This is a genomic window from Streptomyces sp. NPDC041068 (assembly GCF_040647455.1).
In the GTDB taxonomy this organism is placed as follows: domain Bacteria; phylum Actinomycetota; class Actinomycetes; order Streptomycetales; family Streptomycetaceae; genus Streptomyces.
Window position 1 is genome coordinate 225,219 of the sequence record NZ_JBEZCG010000002.1, and the last position, 23,781, is coordinate 248,999.

The 23,781-nt window shown below is 72.0% G+C and carries 20 protein-coding genes; 9 read left to right on the top strand and 11 right to left on the bottom strand.

Features of this window, described 5'->3' with window-relative positions:
* Nucleotides 1–10 precede the first annotated feature (10 nt).
* A complete protein-coding gene (locus AB0B50_RS04835; RefSeq protein WP_362325635.1) occupies nucleotides 11–1,045 on the bottom strand; it encodes an Rv2578c family radical SAM protein in 1,035 nt (344 codons plus the stop codon).
* 96 nt (nucleotides 1,046–1,141) lie between these two features.
* Between AB0B50_RS04835 and AB0B50_RS04840 the strand changes: the two genes are divergently transcribed.
* The 8 genes from AB0B50_RS04840 (at nucleotide 1,142) to AB0B50_RS04875 (ending at nucleotide 12,623) form a co-directional block, all read left to right on the top strand.
* A complete protein-coding gene (locus AB0B50_RS04840; protein ID WP_362325638.1) occupies nucleotides 1,142–1,789 on the top strand; it encodes a TetR/AcrR family transcriptional regulator in 648 nt (215 codons plus the stop codon).
* Complete coding sequence (locus tag AB0B50_RS04845; RefSeq protein WP_362325641.1) at nucleotides 1,786–3,162, top strand: phenylacetate--CoA ligase family protein; 1,377 nt, start codon at nucleotides 1,786–1,788, stop codon at nucleotides 3,160–3,162. The genes AB0B50_RS04840 and AB0B50_RS04845 overlap by 4 nt, the downstream gene beginning before the upstream one ends.
* 73 nt (nucleotides 3,163–3,235) lie before the next feature.
* Nucleotides 3,236–4,483 (top strand): SLC13 family permease, encoded by a 1,248-nt coding sequence (locus AB0B50_RS04850; RefSeq protein ID WP_362325644.1) that lies wholly within the window; start codon nucleotides 3,236–3,238, stop codon nucleotides 4,481–4,483.
* 84 nt (nucleotides 4,484–4,567) lie between these two features.
* Nucleotides 4,568–5,011 carry an SRPBCC family protein gene (locus AB0B50_RS04855; protein ID WP_362325647.1) on the top strand — a complete coding sequence of 148 codons (444 nt, stop codon included), beginning with the start codon at nucleotides 4,568–4,570 and terminating at the stop codon, nucleotides 5,009–5,011.
* Between the two features lie 239 nt (nucleotides 5,012–5,250).
* Nucleotides 5,251–7,686, top strand: coding sequence for an MFS transporter (locus AB0B50_RS04860; RefSeq protein ID WP_362325649.1), 2,436 nt, complete (start codon nucleotides 5,251–5,253; stop codon nucleotides 7,684–7,686).
* A 141-nt stretch (nucleotides 7,687–7,827) separates the two neighbouring features.
* Nucleotides 7,828–10,275, top strand: a complete 2,448-nt coding sequence (locus AB0B50_RS04865; RefSeq protein WP_362325651.1) for a SpoIIE family protein phosphatase — start codon at nucleotides 7,828–7,830, stop codon at nucleotides 10,273–10,275.
* Between the two features lie 168 nt (nucleotides 10,276–10,443).
* Nucleotides 10,444–11,169: a class I SAM-dependent methyltransferase gene (locus AB0B50_RS04870; RefSeq protein WP_362325654.1), complete on the top strand. Its 726-nt coding sequence runs from the start codon at nucleotides 10,444–10,446 to the stop codon at nucleotides 11,167–11,169.
* A 122-nt stretch (nucleotides 11,170–11,291) separates the two neighbouring features.
* A complete protein-coding gene (locus AB0B50_RS04875; protein ID WP_362325657.1) occupies nucleotides 11,292–12,623 on the top strand; it encodes a S41 family peptidase in 1,332 nt (443 codons plus the stop codon).
* A gap of 24 nt (nucleotides 12,624–12,647) precedes the next feature.
* On the opposite strand, the gene AB0B50_RS04880 is transcribed toward AB0B50_RS04875, so the two are convergent.
* The 5 genes from AB0B50_RS04880 to AB0B50_RS04900 are packed head-to-tail and all read right to left on the bottom strand — an operon-like array spanning nucleotide 12,648 to nucleotide 17,082.
* Entirely contained in the window at nucleotides 12,648–13,661 is a 1,014-nt protein-coding gene (locus AB0B50_RS04880) for an amidohydrolase family protein (RefSeq protein ID WP_362325660.1), read from the bottom strand.
* Between the two features lie 37 nt (nucleotides 13,662–13,698).
* The gene (locus tag AB0B50_RS04885) at nucleotides 13,699–14,454 is read right to left on the bottom strand and encodes an ABC transporter permease subunit (protein ID WP_362325663.1); all 756 of its coding nucleotides are present in this window, start codon (nucleotides 14,452–14,454) and stop codon (nucleotides 13,699–13,701) included.
* Nucleotides 14,451–15,284 (bottom strand): ABC transporter ATP-binding protein, encoded by an 834-nt coding sequence (locus tag AB0B50_RS04890; protein ID WP_362325666.1) that lies wholly within the window; start codon nucleotides 15,282–15,284, stop codon nucleotides 14,451–14,453. Before AB0B50_RS04890 ends, AB0B50_RS04885 begins: the two co-directional genes overlap by 4 nt.
* Nucleotides 15,281–16,072, bottom strand: a complete 792-nt coding sequence (locus AB0B50_RS04895) for an ABC transporter permease (protein ID WP_362325669.1) — start codon at nucleotides 16,070–16,072, stop codon at nucleotides 15,281–15,283. The genes AB0B50_RS04890 and AB0B50_RS04895 overlap by 4 nt, the downstream gene beginning before the upstream one ends.
* A complete protein-coding gene (locus AB0B50_RS04900) occupies nucleotides 16,069–17,082 on the bottom strand; it encodes an ABC transporter substrate-binding protein (RefSeq protein ID WP_362325672.1) in 1,014 nt (337 codons plus the stop codon). Before AB0B50_RS04900 ends, AB0B50_RS04895 begins: the two co-directional genes overlap by 4 nt.
* 203 nt (nucleotides 17,083–17,285) lie before the next feature.
* On the opposite strand from AB0B50_RS04900, the gene AB0B50_RS04905 reads away from it, so the two are divergent.
* Entirely contained in the window at nucleotides 17,286–18,311 is a 1,026-nt protein-coding gene (locus AB0B50_RS04905; protein WP_362325675.1) for a LacI family DNA-binding transcriptional regulator, read from the top strand.
* Nucleotides 18,312–18,525: 214 nt separating this feature from the next.
* Here AB0B50_RS04905 and AB0B50_RS04910 read toward each other — a convergent pair whose 3' ends face one another.
* From AB0B50_RS04910 to AB0B50_RS04930, 5 genes are read right to left on the bottom strand one after another with little or no spacing between them, the layout of a single operon-like run.
* Nucleotides 18,526–19,524 carry an ABC transporter substrate-binding protein gene (locus tag AB0B50_RS04910; RefSeq protein ID WP_362325678.1) on the bottom strand — a complete coding sequence of 333 codons (999 nt, stop codon included), beginning with the start codon at nucleotides 19,522–19,524 and terminating at the stop codon, nucleotides 18,526–18,528.
* 44 nt (nucleotides 19,525–19,568) lie between these two features.
* Complete coding sequence (locus AB0B50_RS04915) at nucleotides 19,569–20,366, bottom strand: ABC transporter ATP-binding protein (RefSeq protein WP_362326805.1); 798 nt, start codon at nucleotides 20,364–20,366, stop codon at nucleotides 19,569–19,571.
* A gap of 28 nt (nucleotides 20,367–20,394) precedes the next feature.
* A complete protein-coding gene (locus tag AB0B50_RS04920) occupies nucleotides 20,395–21,501 on the bottom strand; it encodes an iron ABC transporter permease (RefSeq protein WP_362325681.1) in 1,107 nt (368 codons plus the stop codon).
* On the bottom strand, nucleotides 21,498–22,766 hold the full coding sequence (locus tag AB0B50_RS04925) for an MFS transporter (protein WP_362325684.1): 1,269 nt from the start codon (nucleotides 22,764–22,766) through the stop codon (nucleotides 21,498–21,500). Before AB0B50_RS04925 ends, AB0B50_RS04920 begins: the two co-directional genes overlap by 4 nt.
* Nucleotides 22,763–23,614: a DUF364 domain-containing protein gene (locus AB0B50_RS04930; protein ID WP_362325687.1), complete on the bottom strand. Its 852-nt coding sequence runs from the start codon at nucleotides 23,612–23,614 to the stop codon at nucleotides 22,763–22,765. Before AB0B50_RS04930 ends, AB0B50_RS04925 begins: the two co-directional genes overlap by 4 nt.
* Nucleotides 23,615–23,781: the final 167 nt, after the last annotated feature.

The window sequence follows — 23,781 nt, forward strand, 5'->3', positions numbered from 1 at the left end:
GTCGGGCGGCCTACAGAAGCGTGAGCTGGGTGGGGCCCGCCGCGGGCTCCGGTTCCTCGCGGACGCGGATCCGCCGCGCGGCACCCGCGCGCGTGGGGCCGATGCCGAACTCCTCGGCCAGCTCGTGCACATGGCGGGTGATGCGGCGCTGGTACCACTTGGGGGCGTAGGCGCCCTCCGCGTACAGCCGTTCGTACCGCCGCACCAGATGGGGGTGGTGCCGTGCGACCCACGCCATGAACCACTCGCGTGCGCCCGGCCGCAGATGCAGCACGAGGGGCGTCACCGAGGTGGCGCCCGACGCGGCGACGGCCCGCACCGTGGCGCGCAACTGGTCGGGGTGGTCGCCGAGGAAGGGGATGACGGGCGCCATCAGGACCCCGCAGCCGATGCCGTGCTCGGTCAGGGTGCGTACGACGTCCAGGCGGCGCTCGGGGGCGGGCGTGCCCGGCTCGACGGTGCGCCACAGTTCGTGGTCGGTGAAGCCCACGGACACGGAGATCCCGACGTCGGTCACGGCGGCCGCCTGCCGCAGCAGGTCGAGGTCGCGCAGGATCAGCGTGCCCTTGGTCAGGATCGAGAAGGGGTTCCCCTGGTCGCGCAGCGCCGCGATGATCCCCGGCATCAGGCGGTAGCGGCCCTCCGCCCGCTGGTAGCAGTCCACGTTCGTGCCCATGGCGATGTGGTCGCCGTGCCAGCGCGGCGAGGCGAGGTGGCGCCGCAGCAGCTCGGCGGCGTTGACCTTGACGACGATCTGGCTGTCGAAGCCGAGGCCGGTGTCCAGGTCGAGGTAGCTGTGCGTCTTGCGCGCGAAGCAGTAGACGCACGCGTGCGTGCACCCCCGATAGGGGTTGACCGTCCACTCGAACGGCATGCGGGACGCCCCCGGCACACGGTTCACGATCGACTTGGCACGGATCTCGTGGAAGGTGATCCCCCTGAACTCAGGGGTGTCGAACGTTCGCGTGGTGACCACGTCCGCGCCGAAGAGCGCGGCGTCCGTGGTGCCCTGACGCGGCCCGTCGGAGAGATTCTCCCAGCGCATGACGCCTCCTCTGTAGCTCCGACCACAGAATAGAACACGTGTTCACTTGATCGTGCGGCTAGATACAATACAGAGCTGTGTCGTATTGTTTTTCGGGTGACGCTCGACGGAGATGAAAATGGCGACGAGAGCCGCACCGCCACGCGACCCCCGGGCCGCCCCCGCAGTCGAGAGGCGGACGAGGCGATCCTCGCCGCCGCGCTCGACCTGCTCATCGAGCGCGGCGCGGCGCTCCTCAGCATCGAGCAGGTCGCCCGCCGCGCCGGGGTCACCCGCGCGACCGTGTACCGGCGCTTCCCGACCCCGACCGACCTGCTGGTGCGGGCGATCGAGTGGGAGTACCGGGACGTGGCCGCGGACTCGCTGGACCGGGCCGACCTCGACGGCATGGTCGCGGAGTGGGCGGAACACCTCGGCAACCCCCGGGCCCGCCGCCTGATCCGCCGCCTCTACGGCACGGTGGACGACCTCCCCGAACTGCTGCGCGCATACCACGAGGCCCACGGCCGCCACCGCGACACGGCGGTGCTCACCGCCCTCGAACGCGCCCGCGCGGCCGGGCAGTTGCCCCCGGGCAGCGACCCCGAGGTCCTGCGGCAGATGCTCAGCGGCGCGGCACTGCAGCACCTCGCCTCCCGCCCCGACACCACAGGGGCGGACGAGATCGAGGCCTACTTCCACGCGGTCCTCGGGCAGGTCGGCCTGTCGGCGGGGCCCGCCACCCGAAGGAGTGCGCAACGATGACCGACACCATGTCGTGGCTGGGCCGGGACATCCGACTGGCCCGCAAGGAAGGCATGCCCGCGATCGCCCGGCGGCAGCGCGAGCGCCTCGCCCACCTCGTCGCCCACGCGCGCGCCGCGTCGCCCCACTGTCGCGAGCTGTACCGCGGCCTGCCCGAGCGGGTGACGGACCCGGCGCTGTTACCCGTCACCGACAAGAAGCGGCTGATGGAGCACTTCGACGACTGGGCGACCGACCGCGACATCACCCTGCAGAAGGTGCGCGCCTTCACCGGCGACCCCGACCTCATCGGACAGCGATTCCTCGGCAAGTACCTGGTGGCCACCACCTCGGGGACCAGCGGACGGCGCGGCCTGTTCGTGCTCGACGACCGGTCCATGAACGTGGGCGCCGCGCTCGGCACCCGCGCCCTCACCTCCTGCCTGGGCACGGCAGGCACCCTGAGGGCCGCCGTCCGCGGCGGGCGCTTCGCCCAACTCGTGGCCACCGGCGGGCACTACGTCGGCTACGCCGGGTACTCCCGCACGGTCCGCGAGTCCGCCGTGCGCGGCAAGCTGGTCCGCGCCTTCTCGGTGCACGTGCCGATGCCCGAGCTGGTCGCCCGCCTCAACGCCTACCGCCCCGCCGTCCTCATCGGCTACGCGGGCGTGATCACGCTGCTCGCCGCCGAGCGGGAGGCGGGCCGCCTGCGCATCGACCCGCTGCTGATCCAGCCCGCGGGCGAGACGATGACCGCGCAGGACACCGCCCGCATCGCTAACGCCTTCGGCAGCACGGTCCGCACGATCTACGGCGCGACCGAGTGCACCTACCTCAGCAACAGCTGCGCCGAGGGCTGGTACCACGTCAACAGCGACTGGGCCGTCCTCGAACCGGTCGAGGCCGACCACAGCCCCACCCCGCCGGGACGGTTCTCGCACACCGTCCTGCTCACCAACCTCGCCAACCGCGTACAGCCCTTCCTGCGCTACGACCTCGGCGACAGCGTCCTGCTCAGGCCCGACCCCTGCCCGTGCGGCGACCCGCTGCCCGCGCTCCGCGTCCAGGGCCGCGCCGGCGACGTGCTCACCTTCCCCACCGGGCGGGGCGAGGGCGTCGACATCCCCCCGCTGTCCTTCGGCACGCTCATCGACCGCACGCCCGGCGTCGAGGTGTTCCAGGTCGAGCAGACCGCCCCGGCGACCCTGCGGGTCCGTATGCACCTGGCCGAGGGCGTCGACCCCGAGCGGGTGTGGCGCGCCGTCCACCAGGAGCTGACCGGCCTGCTCGCCGACCAGGGGGTCGCCGACGTCGCCGTCGAGCGCGCCGGGGAACCGCCCCGTCAGACGCCCGGCGGCAAGTACAGGACCGTCATTCCGCTCTCGCACGCCTGAGATCGCGCGGACCTGAACCACGAGCCCCCGCCCGGCGTGGGGCGGCGCGGACGCGCGATGCATGATCGGAGCCATGCTCGTCGAGTCCCTGTCCGTCGTCGCCCTGGCCGTGGTCCTGGTCTGCGCGGTCGTCCGCCCCTTCCGCTGGCCCGAGGCCGCCTTCGCCGTGCCCGTCGCCGGTGCCGTGATCGCGTCCGGGGCCATTCCGCTCGACGAGGTGCGGGAGGAGGCGGCGCGGCTCGGCCCCGTGATCGGCTTCCTCGCCGCCGTCCTGGTGCTCGCCAAGCTCTGCGCCGACGAGGGGCTCTTCCACGCCTGCGGGACCTGGATGGCACGCCGTGCCGCGGGGCGCCCTCGGCGGCTGCTCACCGCCGTGTTCGGGCTCGCCTCGGTGATCACCGCGGCCCTGAGCCTGGACGCCACCGTGGTCCTGCTGACCCCGGTCGTCTTCGCCACGGCCGCACGCATGGGCGCCCGACCCGGGCCGCACGTCTACGCCGCCGCCCATCTGTCCAACACGGCGTCGCTGCTGCTGCCCGTGTCGAACCTGACGAACCTCCTCGCGTTCACCGCGACCGGGCTGAGCTTCACGCGCTTCGCGCTGCTCATGACGCTGCCCTGGCTGGTGGCCGTCGCCGTCGAGTACGCCGTCTTCCGGCGCTTCTTCGCCGCGGACCTCGACGCCCCCGCCGAGGGTGCCGAGACCGCGGAGCCGCCGCGGATGCCGCTGTTCGCCCTGGCGACCGTCGCCGCCACACTCGCCGGGTTCGCGGTGGCCTCCGCCGTCGGCGTCGACCCGGCCTGGGCGGCAGCGGCAGGGGCGGCCGTCCTCGGCGTACGGGCTCTCGTACGCCGTCGTACGACACCGGTGGCGATCCTGCGCGCGGCCTCGCTGCCGTTCCTCGCCTTTGTGCTCGCCCTCGGCGTGGTCGTCAGGGCCGTCGTCGACAACGGCCTGGGCGACGCGCTCGGGAAGGTCCTGCCGGACGGCACCGCCCTGCCCGCGCTGCTCGGCACGGCCGCCGTCGCCGCGCTGCTCGCCAACCTGATCAACAACCTGCCCGCCGTCCTCGCGCTGGTCCCGCTGGCCGCGCCGTCAGGGCCCGGTGCCGTCCTCGCCGTGCTGATCGGCGTGAACATCGGGCCCAACCTCACTTACGCGGGATCCCTCGCCACCCTCCTGTGGCGCCGCATCGCGCATCAGCACGAACACGACGTCGACCTCAAGGAGTTCACCCGGCTCGGGCTGCTCACCACCCCCGCCGCCCTCGTCCTGTCGACCCTCGCACTGTGGATCTCGCTGCGGCTGCTGCCCGTCTGAGCGAGGACCCGATTTGGGAGGCCGGTGCACAGGGTGGTTGGCTTTCCGCGAACCCCCGAGAAACCAAGTGCTGGAGGAAGTGCAATGGCGCAGGTCGAGGCGACCACGGAGCGGATCATCGCGGCGAAGCCGGACGACGTCTTCGACGCGCTGGCCGACTACAACGGCACGCGCGAGAAGCTGCTTTCGGAGCACTTCAGCGAGTACGAGGTGCGCGAGGGCGGCGACGGCGAGGGCACCCTCGTGCACTGGAAGCTGCAGGCCACCAGCAAGCGGATCCGCGACTGCCTCCTGGAGGTCAGCGAGCCCACCGACGGCGAACTGGTCGAGAAGGACCGCAACTCCTCCATGGTCACGACCTGGCGCGTGACCCCGGCCGGCGAGGGCCAGTCCCGCGTGGTCGTCTCCACCGTGTGGAACGGCGCGGGCGGCATCGGCGGCTTCTTCGAGAAGACCTTCGCGCCCAAGGGCCTCGGACGGATCTACGACACTGTGCTCGGCAAGCTCGCCGCCGAGCTGGAGAAGTAGCCCCGCGCGCGTACGGGCCGCCGGGATCACTCGGCGGCCCAACTCCCGTGTAACCCATCAGGGTTGTTCTCCCGCTCACCGTTTCGAGTGGTTTTCCGCTCGACGCCGTTGTACGCCGTAGGGCTCCGACCGGCGCTTACGTCCGTGAGCCCCCGCATAAGGGCGACTCGTCGCGCTTGCTCACAGTTGTCGCGTAATGCGAGAAATGGGCGGCGCAGGTGCGACGAGGGGAGCAGTACGTGGGCGGGACGACGCTGGTGAAGGCCGCCGAGCAGGACGGCGAGGCGGCCGACGTGCCCCTGACAAAGACGGATCAGGGCGCGGGCCAGGCACCGCCCCAGGACCCCGGTCCGACGGCGGCGGACGGGCTCAGTCCGGGCCGGGTGCGGATGGTCTTCGTCGGGCTGATGCTGGCCCTGCTGCTCGCCGCCCTGGAGCAGATGATCGTCGCCACGGCGCTCCCGAAGATCGTCGGTGAGCTGCACGGCCTGGACAAGATGTCCTGGGCGATCACCGCCTACCTGCTGACCGCCACCATCGGCCTGCCCATCTACGGCAAGCTCGGCGACCTCTTCGGCCGCAAGGGCGTCTTCCAGTTCGCGATCGTCGTCTTCGTCATCGGCTCGGCGCTCGCCGGCTGGTCACGGACGATGGACCAGCTCATCGCCTTCCGCGCGATCCAGGGCGTCGGCGCGGGCGGCCTCATGATCGGCGTTCAGGCGATCATGGCGGACATCGTGCCGCCCCGGCAGCGCGGCCGCTACATGGGCCTGATCGGCGCCGCGTTCGGCCTCGCCTCGGTCGCGGGCCCCCTGCTCGGCGGCTTCTTCACCGACCATGCGTCCTGGCGCTGGTGCTTCTACTTCAACGTGCCCTTCGGGCTCGTCACGCTGCTCGTCGTCACGCTCGTCCTGAAGCTGCCCAAGCCCGCCGCGAGGGGCCGCCTCGACGTGCTCGGCGCGATCCTGCTCGCGGCCGCCTCCACCTGCCTGGTGCTGCTGACCAGTTGGGGCGGCACCGAGTACGAGTGGGGCGACCGCGTCATCCTCGGGCTCGGCGTCGGCGCCGTCCTCGCGAGCGCGCTCTTCCTGATCGTCGAGAAGTTCGCGGCAGAACCGATCATCCCGCTGCACCTCTTCCGGGACGGGGTCTTCAACCTCACCTCGCTCGTGGGCATGGTCGTCGGCGTGGCCCTCTTCGGAGCGGCCAGCTATCTGCCGACCTTCCTGCAGATGGTCGACGGCGCGAGCGCCACGGAGTCCGGCCTCCTGATGCTGCCGATGATGGCCGGCGTCGTCGGCGCCTCGATCATCTCCGGGCAGCTCATCAGCCACACCGGCCGCTACCGCGTCTACCCGATCCTCGGCGGGGCCCTGTCCGTCACCGGGATGTGGCTGCTCTCGCGCCTCGAAGTCGACACGGCCCGCTGGCAGTACAGCATCTGGATGGGCGTACTCGGCGCGGGCATCGGCCTGGTCATGCCGGTCCTGATCCTCGCCGTGCAGAACGCGGTGCCGGTCGCCGACCTCGGCACCGCCACCAGCGCGCACAACTATTTCCGGCAGATCGGCGGCAGCGTCGGCGCCGCGATCTTCGGCACCCTCCTGGCCGACCGGCTCGCCGACGCGCTGTCCGACCACCTCCCCGCCGGGTCCGGCGAGGGGCGGCTGCCCGACGCCGAGTCCATCACCCCGCAGCTCGTCCACGCGCTGCCCGCGCCGCTGCGCGACGGCTACATCCAGGCCTACGCCGACGCGATGCCGCGGATCTTCCTCTACCTGGTGCCGGTGCTCGTCCTCGGCACGCTGCTCGCCTTCTTCCTCAAGGAGACCCCCCTGTTGTCCAGCGCCGCCCCCCACAACGCACCCGCCACCGAGCCCGTGGCCGTGCCCCAGGCCCGTACGACCACGTACGCCGCCGGGGTCCCGGTCTGCGGCACCGTGCAGCACCCCGACGGCACCGTGGTGCCCCGCGCCGCCCTCACGCTCATCGACGTGGCGGGGCAGCAGATCGGGCGCGGCGCGAGCGGGGAGGACGGGCGGTACGCCCTGTCCACCCCGGGCTCCGGTTCGTTCGTGCTGATCGCGGCCGCGGGCGGGCACCAGCCGCAGGCCGTCACCGTCACCGTCGGTGAGCGGCCCGTCGAGCTCGACGTGGTCCTCGGCGGGGCCGGGCGCCTCGCGGGGACCGTGGTGACCGCCGACGGCACTCCGGTCAGGGACGCCGCCGTCACCCTCACCGACGTACGCGGAGAGGTCGTCGCCACCACCCGCAGCGGGCGCGAAGGCGGCTATGTCATCACGGAGTTGGTCGCGGGGGAGTACACCCTGGCGGCGAGCGCCCCCGCCTTCCGCCCCGCCGCGCTGCCCGTCAGCGTGCAGGCCTCGCGCGAGACCCGTCAGGACGTGGAGCTCGCGGGCGGCGCCGTGCTGCGGGGCACCGTGCGGGCCAGCGGCGGACGCCCCGTCGAGGACGCGCGCGTGACGCTGCTCGACGCCGCGGGCAACGTCGTCGACACCCTGACCACCGGAGCGGACGGCACTTTCCGCTTCGTCGACCTGTCGTCCGGCGAGTACACCGTGATCGCCGCCGGCTACCCGCCGGTCGCCACGGTCCTCCAGGTCGCGGGCGGCGGCCGTACGGAGCGGGATCTTCAGCTGGGTCACGAGGACTGACCCGGGCGGGCCGAGGGGGCGTGCGCCGGTGTTCCGGCCCCCGGCCAATTTCCCCCATTGCCCCGCACGGCAACCAGCGCCGGTCGTACGGTGGTTGGTGGCGGCTCAGATCTTGCGCCGCCGTGGGAAGGAGCATGGGCCATGGAACGAGGCACTCCGGGCGCGCCGGTGACGCAGAGTGCCGCGTCCGGCCGCATCCCCTTGGCCGTGGTGGTCGTCGACGGCGCAGGCCTCGTCTCGCACTGGAGCGTCGGAGCCCGCCGCCTCTTCGGGTACGCGAAGGAGGAGGCCGTCGGCCGCCCCGTCGGCGACCTGCTCCCGGTGCACGGCGCGATCCCGGAGGACCGCGAGCCCTATGGGGCGTACGACGGACTCGGCCCCGACCTGGAGACCTCCCTGGACGGGCGCATCTCCTACCCGGCCGCAGGGCGCGCACGGCTGACCGGTCCCGGGCGCGCTCCCGCCGACCGTCTCGACGTGCTCTGGTGGGCCTATCCGCTGGTCGGCCCCGGACCGGAGCGGCTCCTCGTGCTCGCCGCCGACGCCACGCGGCTGTCCGCGCCCGGGGAACAGGAGGGCGGCGGGGACGAGCAGGTCGAGCAGGTCGAGCGGATCGCGCCCGGCTTCGCCCTGCACACGGACTTTCCCGGCGCGGACGAACTCGCGGCCAGGCTCCCCGAGATCCTGCCGAGCATGAGTGTCGGCGAGAGCGCCCGCATTGTCGCCCAGGTCCTCGAACTGGGCTATCCCGTCCTGGAGTTCAGCCGCCACGACCGGGTTCCCGTCACCCCCGACTGGGGCGTGGCCCGCCGCGCCGAGCGCAAGGAGCGCAGGCGGCGTGCCGCGCAGGCCGCCGTGGTAGGGCTGCCCGCGGTACCGGACGGCGTGGACGAGGAGGGCGAGGACCTCGAATACGCGGCGGTGCGCGAGCGCCTGGAGTTCCTCAATGAGGTCAGCGGGCGCATCGGTTCCTCGCTCGACCTGTCCCGCACCATCGTCGAGGTCAGCAAGGCCGTCGTGCCGCGCTTCACGGACGTCGCGGGCACCTATCTGCGCGAACAGGTCGTCGCGGGCGAGGGGTTCCCCGATGGCGCGCCCGACGAGACCACCCTGTGGCACCGCGTCGCCGTGGAGCACACCGACGAGCCGGGCCGCTGGGACGACGTGGTACCGGTCGGCGAGTCCATGCCGTTCCCCGCGCACACGCCGTTCTTCCAGTGCATGACCTCGGGCGACCCGGTGCTCGTGCCGCGCATCACCGAGGAGATGGGCAACGCCATCGCCTCCCAGTTCGAGAAGCGTGACATCCGCCCGCTGATCAACCACCGCTCGATGCTCGTCGTACCGCTCAAGGCGCGCAATGTGGTGCTGGGCTTCATGATCCTGCTCCGCCACCAGGAGCGGCCCGTCTTCAACGACATGGACCGCGTCACCGGTGCCGAACTGGCCGCCCGCGCGGGCCTCGTGCTCGACAACGCCCGCATGTACACCTACCAGGAGAGCGTCGCCGACACCCTCCAGGACAGCATGCTGCCGCACATCCAGCCCCGCATGTCCGGCTGCGACATCGCCACCCGCTATCTGCCCGGCACGCTCCTCGGCCGGGTCGGCGGCGACTGGTTCGACTCGGTCAAGCTGCCCGGGTCGAGGACCGCCCTCGTCGTCGGCGACGTGATGGGCCACGGCCTCAACTCCGCCGCCATGATGGGCCAGTTGCGGACCGCCGTGCAGACCATGGCCGCCCTCGACCTGCCGCCCGAGCAGCTCCTGCGCAACCTCGACGACCTCGCGCAGCGGCTGGGCGAGCACTATCTCGCCACGTGCCTCTACGCGGTCTACGACCCGATCGCGAGCGAGCTGCACCTGGCCAACGCCGGCCACATCCCGCCCGTCCTGGTGCGCGCGGCGGACGGCCGCAGCGAACTCCTCGACCTGCCCACCGGGGCGCCCATCGGCGTCGGCGGCGTGCCCTTCGAGTCGGTCCTGATGCGGGTCGCGCCCGGCGACCGGCTGTTGATGTGCACCGACGGCCTCGTCGAGGTCCGCGGCGAGGACATCGGCGTCGGCCTCGCCACGCTCACCGAGTCCGCCGCGCACCCCGCAGCCTCGATGGACGACGCCTGCGACACGATCATCCGCGCGCTCAACACCCGAGGCGGCCGCAAGGACGACGTGGCGCTCCTGATGGCCAGACTCAACGGCATCGCGCCCGAGGACGTCGCGCACCGGCGCCTCGCCCTCGACCCCAGTGAGGTGAGCCGGGCCCGCGACCTGGTCCGCGCCCAGCTGCGCGCCTGGTCGTTGGAGGCGCTGAGCGACGCCGCCGAGTTGCTCGTCAGCGAGCTCGTCACCAATGTCGTACGCCATGCCCGCAGCAGCAGGATCGACCTGCGCCTGGTCCGCTCGGGGGCGCTGCTGTGCGAGGTCGAGGACGACGACCAGACGCTGCCGACGCTGCTCAGCGCGGGCCCCGGCGACGAGTTCGGGCGTGGTCTGCGGGTGGTGAGCGCGCTCGCGAAGGAGTGGGGCACGAGCCGGACGAGCGTGGGCAAGACCGTCTGGTTCGAACTGGCCCTGCCGCGCCGCTGAGAGCACCCTTCGGCGTGGTTCGGGGCGTGATTCAGGGCGTGTGCCCGGCGTGAACGCATCGAACGGGACAGAAGTAGTGCGCGGGTGCCTTGTCCACGCGCCCCGGGCGCGATACACCGATCTCGTCGCCGGCTTCGGCGGCTCCATCGCACCCCGGGGAGCACTGGCATGGGCGTCACGAGTCGCTACAAGGAGGCGTGGGAGGGGTTCTGGCGGGAGGCCGCCGACGAACAGGGGGCGGTCTTCTGGGACGCCGAGCCCGCGCTCACCGTGGGCCTCCATCTCGCGCTCTTCGAGCCGCACTTGGCGGCCGCGGGACTCCCCGTCGTCGACCTCGGCTGCGGCAACGGCACCCAGACGCGCTTCCTCGCCGACCGCTACCCCCGTGTCCTCGGCGTCGACCTGTCGGCGGCCGCCGTCGACCACGCCCGGCGCGCCGACCCGGCGGGGCAGGCGGACTTCCGTCAGCTCGATGCCGTGGAGAAGAGCGAGCCGGAGCAGCTGCACGCGGAACTCGGCGACGCCAACGTCTATATGCGGGGCGTCCTCCACCAGTGCGAGCCCGCCGACCGGCAGCCGCTGCTCGACGGCATCGCCACGCTGCTCGGCGAGCGCGGCCGTGCCTTCGTCGTGGAGCTCTCGGAGGCGGCGCGCCCCGTTCTGATGGGCCTGGCGCAGGACCCGGCGGGCCCGCCCCCGAAGCTGGCGCCGATCTTCGCGCACGGCATCGCCCCCGCCGAGGTCGTCGACGCGGCGGTGGACACGTACGTCGCCTCCGCCGGGCTCGCGGTCATCGCCGAGGGCGAACTGCCGCTGACCACCACCGAGTTCACCCAGGACGGCACGCGCATCGAACTGCCCTCCAGATGGCTGGTGTTGGGCCACCAGGAGTGACATGCGGGGGATACCCCCCCCTGCTGACCGACCGGCACGCCGGATGTCCCCTGGGCGTACGGATGAGTGACCGTTGACTCCCTGTGCGCAGGTCGCGTACCGGGAAAGGATGAAGGAACACCGTGCGATACACGAGTTCCAAGGCCGCAACGGCCGTCGTGACACTGGCTCTTGCGGGCGGAGCGATCGCGCCTGCCACGGCGGCCCAGCGGCCGAGCGTCGACGGCGTCTGGCGCGTGGACGGCTACGGCACCGTCCTGTCGATTGCGGACGGACGGCTGCAGGAGTACCAGACGACGGCGGTCAGCTGCCTGAAGGGCGACTCCGCGAAGGAGACGGCGCGGGGCGTGTACAGAGCTGCCGACGGGACGGTCCTCACCGTCCGGCCGGAAGGGTCGCTGCACGCGGCCGGCTCGGCGGGCGACCGGAAGCTGCGGCGCGTCGCGAGGCTTCCGGAGTCCTGTGGGCGCCGGATGCCCAAGGACCCGGTGACGGCGTTCGACGTCTTCTGGCAGTCCTTCGAGGAGAATTACCCCTTCTTCGCCGCCAAGGGCATCGACTGGCACGCCGTGCGGGACACGTACCGGCCCAAGGTGCATGCCGACACGACCAGGGACGAACTCTTCGCCCTCTTCAGCGAGATGGCGAAACCGCTGTACGACGCGCACGTCCTCGTCCTGGACGGCGACCGCCACTTCTACCAGGTCCGTCCGGGTACGGTCGCGCCCGGCGAGGCGCTGGACGCGAAGGTCAAGAAGCACATCGTGCGGCGCGACCTGAAGGGCCAGAAGCCGCGGGAGTTCGCGAACGGCCGGATCAGCCATGCGGATCTGCCCGGAGGGCGGGGCTATCTGCGCATCTCCGGATTCGCCGCCTACGACAAGGGGGATCCCTCGTACGCCGCCCAGCTCGCCGAGCTCGACAAGGCGCTGGACACCGTCCTGAGCCCGGAGCGCACGGCCGCCCTCAAGGGGCTGATCATCGATCTGCGGATCAACGGAGGCGGTTCCGACGCCCTCGGCCTGCACATCGCCGAGCGCCTGACCGACACTCCGTACGTCGCCTATCGGAAGCGCACGCAGTACACGCGCCCGCAGCCCATCGCCGTACGGCCCGCCCAGGGCGTCCCCCGCTACACCGGGCCGGTCGCCGTGCTGACCGGGGGCTCGACAGTCAGCGCGGGCGAGACGTTCACCCAGGCCCTCATGGACCGTCCCGGCAGGACGGTCCGCATCGGGGAGGCCACGCAGGGCGTCTTCTCGGACGTCATGCAGCGCAAGCTCCCCAACGGCATGGAGGCCTGGCTCCCGAACGAGGAGTTCCTGACCCGCTCGGGGCGGACCTTCGACGGCACCGGCATCCCGCCGCACCTGCGCACGCCGGTCTTCACCGAGGAGGAGTTCGCGAAGAACCGCGACTCGGCCTTCGATGCGGCCGTCGCGGCGCTCCGGTGATCGCCCGGCTCGGCCCGTGCCCGTTCAGTCCAGCCGCATCAGCCGCCGTACGGTGCGGTGGTAGATCCGTTCCCGCTCGGTCTCGGTGACGTCGAGGTCGTCGATGACGCGGATCGTCTCGCGGATGTACAGGGGGCCGCCCTCGGGGTCGAAGGGGCAGTCGGTGCCGAACAGGACGTGGTCGGCGCCGAAGAAGTCCAGGCCGCAGCGGGTGCCGATGGCGGAGCCCGACAGGGCGGTGTCGGCGTAGAAGCGGCGGAAGTACTCCAGCGGGCGCCTCGGCAGCCGTGCGCGGCGCAGGCGTTCGTACTCCTCGCCCGCCGTGCGGCTGCCGAGCTGGTCGCTCCAGCCGAGGCCGATCCTGCCCTCCAGGTAGGGGATCATCGCCCCCATGTGGTGAGTGATGATCTTCAGGTCCGGGTGCCGCTCCAGGAGCCCGGAGAAGACGAGACGGGCCATGGCCGCGCTCGTCTCGTACGGCCAGCCGAGCGCCCACCAGATCTCGTACGCGGAGGAGTTCTCCGCGGCGTAGTCCGCGAAGGCGGCGCCGCGGGTCGGATGGAGCCAGACGGGCAGGTCACGGCGGGCCATCTCGGCGAAGACGGGACCGAACTCCGGGTCGTCCAGCGGCCGTCCGCCGACGTTCGTGAAGAGCTGGACGCCCCGTGCACCCAAGTCGTCCAGCGCGTGGGCGAGTTCGACCGCCGTCGCGTCAGGATCGTTCATCGGGAGCGCGGCGACGAACGCGGGGAAGCGGCCGGGGTGGCGGTCGCACAGCTCCCGCATCGACGTGTTGGCGAGCCGCGCCAGGGCCGCCGAATCGCCGGGGCCCGCGAGGAGTTCGACGGGCGGTGAGGAGAGCGTGAGCACCTGTTGGTAGCCGTCGCCGAACTCGTCCATCATCCGCAGTCGCGCGTCGATGTCGTGCAGCGCGGGCAGCTCCAGCCAGCGTTTGAACGACCTGCGGTCGACGGCGAGTTCGCGCATGCGGGCGAAGTAGGGAGCGGGCAGGATGTGGCTGTACGCGTCGATCTTCATCGTGCTCCCTCGGTCTTCATCGTGCTCTCCGCGGCTTTCATCGTGCTCCCCTCGATGTGTCGGGCACCCAGCGGTTGAGCCTGCGGTCGACGGCCTGGACCAGGCCGATCGCCCCGAGCGCGACGGCGATCACGAGCACGAGAACGGCGAGCACGCTCGCGCTGTCGAAGCGCCCGCCCGCCTCGGTGACGACATGGCCGAGGCCGACGACGGCGATGAACATCTCGCCGTTGATCATTCCGGTGACCGCGCGCCCGACGCCGAGCCGTACGCCCGCCATGATCAGGGGGGCCGCGGCAGGGAGCATGACGCGCACGAGCACCTGCCACTCGCCCGCCCCGTAGGAGCGCGCCATCTCGACCAGGTGCGCGGGCACGGCCCTGATGGCCGCCGCCGTGTTCACGATGATCACGAACATCGCGTATGTGACGACCACCGCGACGACCGAGGCGCGGCCCGCGCCGAACAGGGAGAAGAACACCGGGGCGAAGACCAGCGTCGGGGCGGTGAGCAGCGCGTTCACATACACGTCGAGGGCGGCCTCGACCCTGCGGAAGCGGCCCATGGCCAGACCCGTGAGCAGACCGCCGAGCAGGGAGAGGGCGAACCCGAGGGCCAGGTTGGTCACGCTGTCGCCCAGGCTGCTCAAGAGCTCCCCGTCGGCCGCCAGCTCGCCGAGCCGGGCCACCACCGTGCTCAGCGGAGGGAAGAACGACGCGTCGGCCAGGCGACCGGTCAGCTCCCAGGCCCCGGCGCCGAGCACCAGCGCGAGAGGTGCGGCGGGGAGGGTCATGACGCGGCCTCCGTGTGCCGGGAGGGCGGGCGGCGCTCGGTCTGCCGGGACGGCGGACGGCGCTCCGCGTGCATGGCGCGCAGCCGGTCCCACAGGTACGCCGTGATCTCGGTGTACCGGACCGACCGTCCGAGGGCGCCGACGTCGGTGGAGCGCGTCCGGGGCAGGTCCACCGGCACGATCTCGGCGATCCGTCCGGGGCGGGCGCTCATCAGGACGACGCGGTCGCCCAGGAGCACGGCCTCCTCCATGCTGTGGGTGACGAACACGACGGTCGGCCGGTGCTCCTCCCAGATCGAGAGCAGCTCCTCCTGGAGCAGACGGCGGGTCTGCTCGTCGACCGCCCCGAACGGCTCGTCCATCAGCAGTACTTGGGGGCGTACGGCGAGCGCGCGGGCGATGCCGACCCGCTGCTGCATGCCGCCGGACAGTTCACCGGGCAGCTTGGTCTCGAAGCCGGCGAGGCCCACGGTGGCGATCAGCGCACGGGCGCGCTCCTCGCGTTCGGCCCTGCCGACGCCGCGCATCCGCAGGCCGAACGCCACGTTGTCGAGGACGGTCGCCCACGGCAGTAGGGCGAAGTTCTGGAAGACCACGCTGCGGTCGGGTCCAGGGCCGCGCACCGGGGTGCCGTCGACGAGGATGTCGCCGCCGTACCGGGGCACGAGCCCGGCGACGGCCTTGAGCAGCGTGGTCTTGCCGCAGCCGCTGGGTCCGAGCACGGTCAGGAACTCGTGCGCTCCCACGTCGAGGTCGACGTCACGCAGCGCCTCGACGGTGCTGCCGTCCTGCCCGACGAAGCTCTTGGCCAGTCCTCGGATCCTGATCACCGGGTCCCCCCTGCCGTCAGTGTCTGTGTCCGTGTCCAGCGGGTCAGCCTGTGTTCGCCCCACCGCGCGAGGGAGATCAGCAGCAGCGCCTCCACCAGGATGATCGCGATGGTCCCGTAGAGAAGGGGTGCCTTGAGCAGGCCGCGGTACGTGAGGATCAGCCCGCCCAACCCGTCGGAGACCATGAGGAGTTCGACGACCACCATGCCCGTGACCGCACGCCCGAGGCCGAGCCGTACGCCCGTCATGACCGCGGGCAGTGCGCCGGGCAGCAGGATCCGCGCCCAGATCCGCCGCTCTCCGGCCCCGAAGGAGCGGGCCATCTCGATGAGCGACGGGTCCACCTGCCGTACGCCCGCACGGCTGTTCACGATCACCATCACGACGGAGAAGACCGTGACGAGGGCGACGCGCGAGGCGGTCCCCACGCCCATCGACATCACCAGGAGCGGGATGATCGCCGCCATCGGCGTGACGAGGAGGATGTTCACGTAGATGTCCGCGAACCGCTCCAGGCGCCGGAACCTGCCCAGCACGATGCCCGCGGGGACGCCGAAGGACAGGGCGAGGGCGAAGCCGAGCACCAGCGCCTGGTTGCTGACGTACAGGGCCCGCCACAGCTCCGCCTCGCCGAGGAGGACGACCGTGGCCCGCGCCGTCTCCGTGAAGGTCGGCAGGAGCAGGCCGCCGCGCTCGCGGGCGTACAGCTCCCAGGCCGTGGCGAAGAGGGCGAAGGTCAGGAGCCGGTAGGGGAGATGGGCGTGGAGGACCCGCCGCCGGAGCGTCATGGCGACGCCTCCTCGACGAAGCCGAGATCCGCCGCGTCCTTCGTGGTCATCCCCCGCCCGATCACGCCGGCGCGGGCGAAGAAGTCGATGGTGCCCTGGACGTTGCGCGAGGTCAGGGCCGCCGCGTCGAACAGCTTCGCGTCGCTGTACCGCCGGGCGACCCGGGCCACGTCCGACCGCTCCTCCTCCGGCAGATGGGCCCGCGCCAGGTCCACGAGGTGCCCCGGGTCCGCGGTGATCCTCGCGTGCTCCCGCACCAGGGCGGTGACGAACTCCTGCGCCACCTCGCGGTGCTCGCCGAGGAAGCCGGAGTTCGCGTACACGGTCTGGGGGTGCAGGTCCGGCAGGCTCTCGGCGAAGTCGACGACCTTGGTGAACCCGGAGGTGCCGGACGCCTCCAGGGACACCGCGTCGGAGACCTCCAGCGGCGTCGCGTCGATCTCCCCCGAGGCGAGGGCCTGGGCGCGCACGTCCGAGCCGCCGATCGTCAGATAGCGGGGGCGTTCTCCGGCGCCGCACTCGGCGTCCACCCAGTCCTTGGCGATGGCCGTCGCCACCGCGCCCTCGCTGAAGATCCCGAACGGGCGTCCGCCGAGGTCGTCGCAGGAGTCGATGTCCGAACTGCCGTAGAGGGCCCACTGGTTGGCGACGGCATCGGCGATGATCTTGATGGGGGCGCCCTGCTCGATGGCGCTGAGCGCCGGGCCGGTCGCCTCGGCGGAGATCGCGTACTCGCCCTTGGCGAGCCCCTCGACGGCCAGTTCGGGCTCGGCGAGCTCGACGACGTCGATGGAGTGGCCCTGCTCGCGGAGGGTGTCGAGGGCGGCGAGGATCGGCACGGTCGTCAGGTCCGGTTCGACGACCGCCACGGTGAACGAGAGCGTTCCGTCGGCGCGGGCCCGGGTGCCGGGGCCGCCGCAGGCGCTCGCGGCGACGAGAGCCGCGAGCGCGAGGGCGGCGAGATGTTGGGGACGGGTGCGAAAGTGCTTCCTGCGCGTACGGACGTGCATGGCCTCCTCCAAGGTCATCGGCGGTGGACTTCCGTAAGGATCTGTGGAGAGGAAAACGTCTTCCTTCCGAGGATGCTAGCGAGCGGATTCGCGGAATCGTCAAGCCTCAAGTCGGGCCGATCGCCTGGAAGTTGCACTCTCCCCTTGTGAATTCGCGGCGCCCTGTGGGACGTTGAGGAAAACCTTTGCCATGGGGGTGGGCCGTGAGTTCACTGGTGGACGTCGCGCGGGAGGCGGGAGTGGCCGTGGCCACCGCGTCGCGCGTGCTCAGCGGGTCGGGCCATCCCGTATCCACCGCGACGCGCGCCAAGGTCCTGGCGGCCGCCGAGCGTCTTGAGTACTCGCCGAGCGCCCTGGCGCGCGCGATGGTCTCGCCCCACAGCCGCCTCGTCGGCGTCCTGGTGAGCGACATCGTCAACCCGTACTTCTCCGTCATCGCCCGTGGCGTGGACGACGTGGCGACCAAGGCCGGTTACGTGACCATGCTCTCCAACGTCGACCGGCGCACCGACGCGGAGATCGGCCGGCTGCGGGTCATGCGGGACTACCGCGCAGCGGGCGTGGTGTTCGCGGGCAGCGGGTTCGACGACGATCCGCACCTGCCCGACCTGGTCAAGGCCGTCCGTCGGGTGCGGGAGCAGGGTGTCCGTGCCGTCGCGCTGGCCGACCGGGCCCTCGGCTGCCCGGCGATCACCGTCAACAACGGCGCCGCCGCCCATGACGTGACCGACCATCTCGTCTCGCTGGGCCACCGCAGGATCGCGTTCATCGAGGGCCCGTCCGGCATGACTGTCACCCGGCAGCGCAGGGACGGGTTCCTCGCCTGCGTGGCCGCGGCCGGTCTCGCCGACGAGGCGCGCTGCCTCCCGGGGGGCTTCGACCACGAGGCGGGGCACGCCGCGGCCCTGCGGCTGATCGCGCGGCCGCCGCTGCCCGACGCGGTCGTGGCGGCCAACGACGAGGTCGCGGTCGGCGTGCTCAGCGCCCTGCGGCAGGCGGGCATCGACGTACCGGGAGAGATCTCCGTCGCGGGCATCAACGACCTCCCGGTGGCACGGCACGTCGGCCTTACGACGGTGAGCCTGCCGCTGTACGAGATGGGTGCCATGGCGGCCCGCCACATCATCGACGCCCGGCCTGGCCCCGACGCCGACCCCGGGGCGGTCACCACGCTCAGCCATCGGCTCGTCCCCCGGGAGACGACGGCCCGGCGCGCGCGGCGGCCCTGATGTGCCGGCGGAGTGACGTACGGGACCGCACAAGTTGGGCTTACCTGACTTGTGCGGTCCGTCCGCCGTTCCGGCGACGGGGTCCGCCCACCGTCCGGAACGGAAGGGGAACGACTGTGACGCACGGCCGGGGCGGACTGGCGCCCGGCGCGGATCAGCGGCCGACCGCGGGCCGTGGACGTCCGGGTGCCGCCTTCGCGTTCGCGGGCTGAACTCAGCCCCTGCGATCCAGCTCGCGCAGGTACGTACCGAACTTCTCCAGACCGTCCACGTTGCGCGGGCCGCTGATGCCTTCGTTGTAGTCGAGGACGAAGAAGTTGTTCTTCTTGACGGCGGGCAGTTCCTTCGTGTGCGGGGACTTCTTCAGGAAATCGATCTTCTTCTTCGCGGGCTGGTCGCCGTAGTCGAAGATGATGACGACCTCGGGCTCGGCCTTCGTCACGGCCTCCCAATTGACCTGGGTCCAGCGCTCGTTGAGGCCGTCGAAGATGTTCCTGCCGCCCGCGCTCTTGATGATGTCGTTGGGCGGGACCTGGCTGCCTGCCGTGAAGGGCTGGTCGGTGCCGGAGTCGTAGAGGAAGACCGGCACCCGCTCGCCCTTGGGCGCCTTCGCCTCGACCGCCGCCACCCGCTTCTTCAGACCGGCGACGACCTGGTCGGCCTTCTTCTCCACCCGGAAGATCTTCCCGAGCCGCTCCAGGTCGCTGTAGAGCGCCTTGAACGGGGTGACCTTCTGTGGGTACTTGGGGTAGTTGAAGCAGCTCTCCGTGTGCATGAAGCTCTGGACGCCGAGCTTGTCGAGGATCTTCGGGGTGATGCCGCGCTGGTCGCTGAAGCCGGAGTTCCAGCCCGCGACGACGAAGTCCGACTTGGCCTCGACGACCAGCTCCTTGTTGAGCAGGTCGTCGCTGAGCATCTTGACCTTGGCGTACTCCTTCACCCACGGGGACTCGCTCACGGGCGGGTTGGCGGGCGGCATCACGTACCCGTGGACGTGCTTGGTCAGGCCGAGGCTGAACAGCTTGTCGGCGCTTCCGCCCTCGTAGGCGACAGCCCGCTGGGGGACCTTGTAGGAGACGGGTTCGCCGCAGCGCTCGACGGTGGTCTTCTCGGACGCCTCGGCGTTGCCGTCCGATTCGACCTCGGCGCCGCAGCCGACGAGCAGCGTCAGCGCGAGCGCGGATCCGGCCGCGATGGATCGGGTGTGGGACATGGGGAGTCGGTGCCTTTCAACTTTCAGAGGTCGGAAGAAGAGGGTCAGAAGGGCAGAGGGGCAGAGGGGCAGTGGGAGGGGTGGAGCGCGTAGAGCAGCTGCGGGTCGCCCGTCAGCGGGTGCGGCACGACGCTGGCCTTCACGCCGAACACGTCGGCGACCAGCTCCTCGGTGAGCACCTCGTCGGGCGTCCCCGACGCGACCAACCGCCCCTGGGACAGCACCCCGATCCGGTCGCAGGCGGCCGCCGCGAGATTGAGGTCGTGCAGTACGACGAGGACGGTGAGCCCGGCGCCGCGCAGATGCGAGAGGACCTCGATCTGGTGGCGAACGTCGAGGTGGTTGGTCGGCTCGTCGAGGACGAGGACCTGAGGTTCCTGGACGAGCGCGCGGGCCAGCAGCACGCGCTGGCGCTCGCCGCCGGACAGGGCGAGGACGCCGCGCCCGGCCAGATGCCGGATGTCGAGCCGCTCCATCGCCCGCGCGCACAGCTCCCGTTCGCGCGCGGTGAGCGCCTGGTTGCCGCGCTGGTGCGGGGCCCGGCCGAGCGCCACGACCTCCTCGACCGTGAAGTCCAGGTCGACCGCGCCGTCCTGCGTCATGGCGGCGACGAGCTGCGCGCCGCGCCGCATCGTCAGGCGGGAGATGTCGTCGCCGCCGACGAGGACGGCCCCGGACGTCGGCCGCAGCGCGCGGTACACGCAGCGCAGCGCGGTCGACTTGCCGCTGCCGTTCGGGCCGACCAGGCCCACGACCTCGCCGCACCCCACGTCGAGGGACAGGTCACGGACCAGGTGCTTGCCGTCGATCGTCACGGAGAGCGCGTCGATGCGCAGATCCATGCCGTCCGTCTCATCTGTCGCAGCCATCTCAACGGCCCCCGAACGTATAGCCCTTGCGGCGCATCAGGCCGATGAAGACCGGCACTCCGACGAGCGCCGTGATGACGCCGAGCGGCAGTTCGCGCGGGGCGACCACCGTCCGGGACAGCAGATCCACCCAGACCATGAACACCGCGCCGACCAGCGGCGCGACGGCCAGCACGCGCGCGTGCGTGGCGCCGACCACCATGCGCACCAGGTGCGGCATGACGAGCCCGACGAAGCTGATGGCGCCGCTCACGGCGACCATCACGCCGGTGACCAGCGAGACGACCACGAGCAGCGACCTGCGGTGCCGGTCGGGGCCGACGCCCAGGCTCGCGGCGGTCTCGTCGCCGAGCGCGAGGACGTCCAGGGCGCGGCTGTGGCGGTGGAGGACGACGAGGCCGAGCAGGACGACCGCCGACACCACCGGAAGGGAGCCCCAGGACGCCGCGCCGAAGCTGCCCATGGTCCAGTACAGGATCATGCTCGTCGCCTCGCTGTCCGGCGCGAAGTAAATGATCACGCTCATCACGGCCTGGAAGCCCAGCGACATGGCCACGCCCGTCAGGACGAGACGCAGCGGCGAGAGCGAACCCCGGTCGCTGGAGGCCACGTACACGAGGAAGGACGCGAGGAGCGCGCCGATGAACGCGCCCGCCGAGACCGCGTAGACGCCGAGCGCGGCCAGGCCCCCGGTCACCGTCACGCCGACCGCGCCCACCGACGCCCCCGAGGAGACGCCGAGGACGAACGGGTCGGCGAGCGCGTTGCGCACCATCGCCTGGATGGCCACGCCGACCGCGCTCAGACCGGCGCCCACCAGCGCGGCGAGCAGCACGCGCGGCGTACGGATCTGCCAGATGATCTGGTACGTCGTCGTCTCGTCGGCGCCGATGCGGCCCCCGCTGAGCGCCGCCCACAGATAGCGGGCCGTCTCGGCGGGCGTCACGGCGGCGGCGCCCAGGCCGATCGCCACGACGACCGAGGCGACCAGGGCGAGGAAGAGCGCGACGCAGGTGAGCAGCAGGGCCCGGGGGGAGGCGAGGCGGTCCCGCACGGTGGCCCGGGGCCGGGGGGTTTCCGTGGGAGCCACCTCCGTGACGGTGCTCATGCGGCCTCCGCCCCGTCGTCGACCCGGCCCGCCCGCAGCACCAGCACGGCCGCGCCGAGCGCCACGACCACCAGAGCGCCGAACGCGGCCGCGACGCCGGGGTAGCCGGCCAGGCCGAGGCCGGCACCGCCGAGCGCTGCCCCGACGAACACGCCGAGGCTCTGGCCCGCCGCGTTGAGGCTCAGCGCCGACCCGCGCAGCCCCGTCCCGCAGCGCCGCACGATGAGGCTGACCACGCAGGCGGCGACGATCGCGTGGCTCGCCGCGTGCAGCGCGGTCATGGCGAGGGCCAGCGGCAGCCAGTGCGTGAAGTAGAAGCCCACGACGGAGACGAGGGCGGCGACCAGGCCGAGGGCGAGCAGACGTTCCGTACCGACGCGCGGCTCGGCCGCGTTGGTGATCCGCCCGGTGAGGAGGTTGCTGACGAAGAACGCCGCGCCGCTCAGCGTCCACACGAACGCGAAGAGCCCGGCGTCGAGGTCGAACCGCTCCTCGTAGAAGGCCGCGAGGTACGACAGGTAGCCCATGAACACCGCGGTGCGCAGGAACCCGATGAGCAGCAGCGGCACCGCGCCGCGCACGGCAGCGAGCGCCCTGAACGAGGCCAGATAGCCGAGGCGTTGCCCCTCCGCGGCGGCCTCGGTCGCGCCGGATTCGGTCCGCCTGCCGCGCCGGGCCACGAAGACAACGGCGAGCAGCAGCGCCACCACCGTCACGCCGAACAGGTCGCCCTGCCAGCCCCAGAACAGCGTGGGCAGCGCGATGACCGGCGCGGCGAGCATGGCCGTCATGGACTGGGTGGCGGTGACCAGGGTCGCCGCGCGCCCCGCGGCCTTGCCGGTGCCGAAGCGGTCGGCGGCCGCGGCGGTGAGCGCCGGGTTCAGTACGGCCGTACTGGCGCCGATGAGCAGGCAGAACACGGCGAGCAGGACGAAGTCCCCGGTGGCGCCGAGCGCGGCCGACGCCCCGAGTGCGGCGAGCGCGCCCGCCGCCGCCCACTCCTTGGGGACCCGGTCGATGAGCGGGGCGAGGGCGGTGCCGACGAGCAGGGCGGCCAGGCCGCCGAGCCCGCGCAGACCGCCCATGGCGGCGACGCCGCTGCCGGCCTCGTCGGCGATGGGCACGAGGTAGGTGCTGAAGACGGTGAACGGCAGCAGGCCGACCGCCGAGGCGAGCAGGACCGGCCACAGGGCACGGGCCATGCGGAGATCGCCCGGCAGAGCTTCCTGCGCGCCTACGTCGTTCTTGGTGGCGTCGACGCTCACGCTGCCGCTCCGTTCGAGGCGATGTCCGACGCGAGGGCGGCGCGGTAGCGGTACATCGGCGTGGCGTCGGCGCTGAACTGGGAGAAGGTGAACGGCTCCGCGTTCAGCCCGGTGACACCGGCGCCGAGGAAGGCGCGGGCGACGGCGCTGCCGCTCTGGGCGTAGACGACCAGGGGCACGTCGTGCTCGACGCAGTGGCGCAGGATCAGGTCGAAGGTGCCGTTGCTGAGCGTCATGCCGGTGGCGACCACGGCGTCGGCCCGCGCGAGGACCTCGGTCATGTCGTCGGTGACCGGCTCGCCCCACGCGGTCGTACGCAGGTTCAGGTCGCAGGGCAGACAGACGCCGCCCCGCTCCCGTATCGCCGCGACGAGCGGGTTGACCACGCCGATCAGGGCGACCTTCGCGCCGGGCGCGATGTCGAGCAGTCCGGCGATGGCGGCGTCGCGGGCCTCGGCGCGGACCTCGGGCGTGCCGGTGGGCAGCATGACGCGCTCGGCGTCGTCGGCGTCGCGGTGCGGGCGCACCCGGGCGAGATAGGCGTCGAGCGCCGCGGTCCGCACGGGCGCGGACTCGTCGCGCAGCAGCTTGTCCAGGGACTGCCCCGAGGCGTTCTCGCAGAAGTCCGGGGCGAGTTCACCCGCCTCGAAGGAGCACGCGCCGAAGGCGTCGCCGACGCGCAGTAGCAGATAGTGGTTGTGGTACGTGACCTCGCCGCCGACGAGCCGGGTGGTGTTGTACAGCCAGAACGCGCTGGTGACGACGAGTTCGGCGGGGTCGGGTCCATGGGCGCCCGCAAGGACCGCCTCGGTGAGGTCGGCGACGGTGTGGGGCGTGGGATGAGACATGTGGGTTCTCTCTAAGGAGTGCTATGGAGTGCTCGGGACGGAGCGGTGCTCAGGACGGGCGGTGCTCGGGAGGGAGCGGTGCTCAGGACGGGCGGTGCTCGGGAGGGAGCGGTGCTCAGGACGGGCGGTGCTCGGGAGGGAGCGGTGCTCAGGACGGGCGGTGCTCG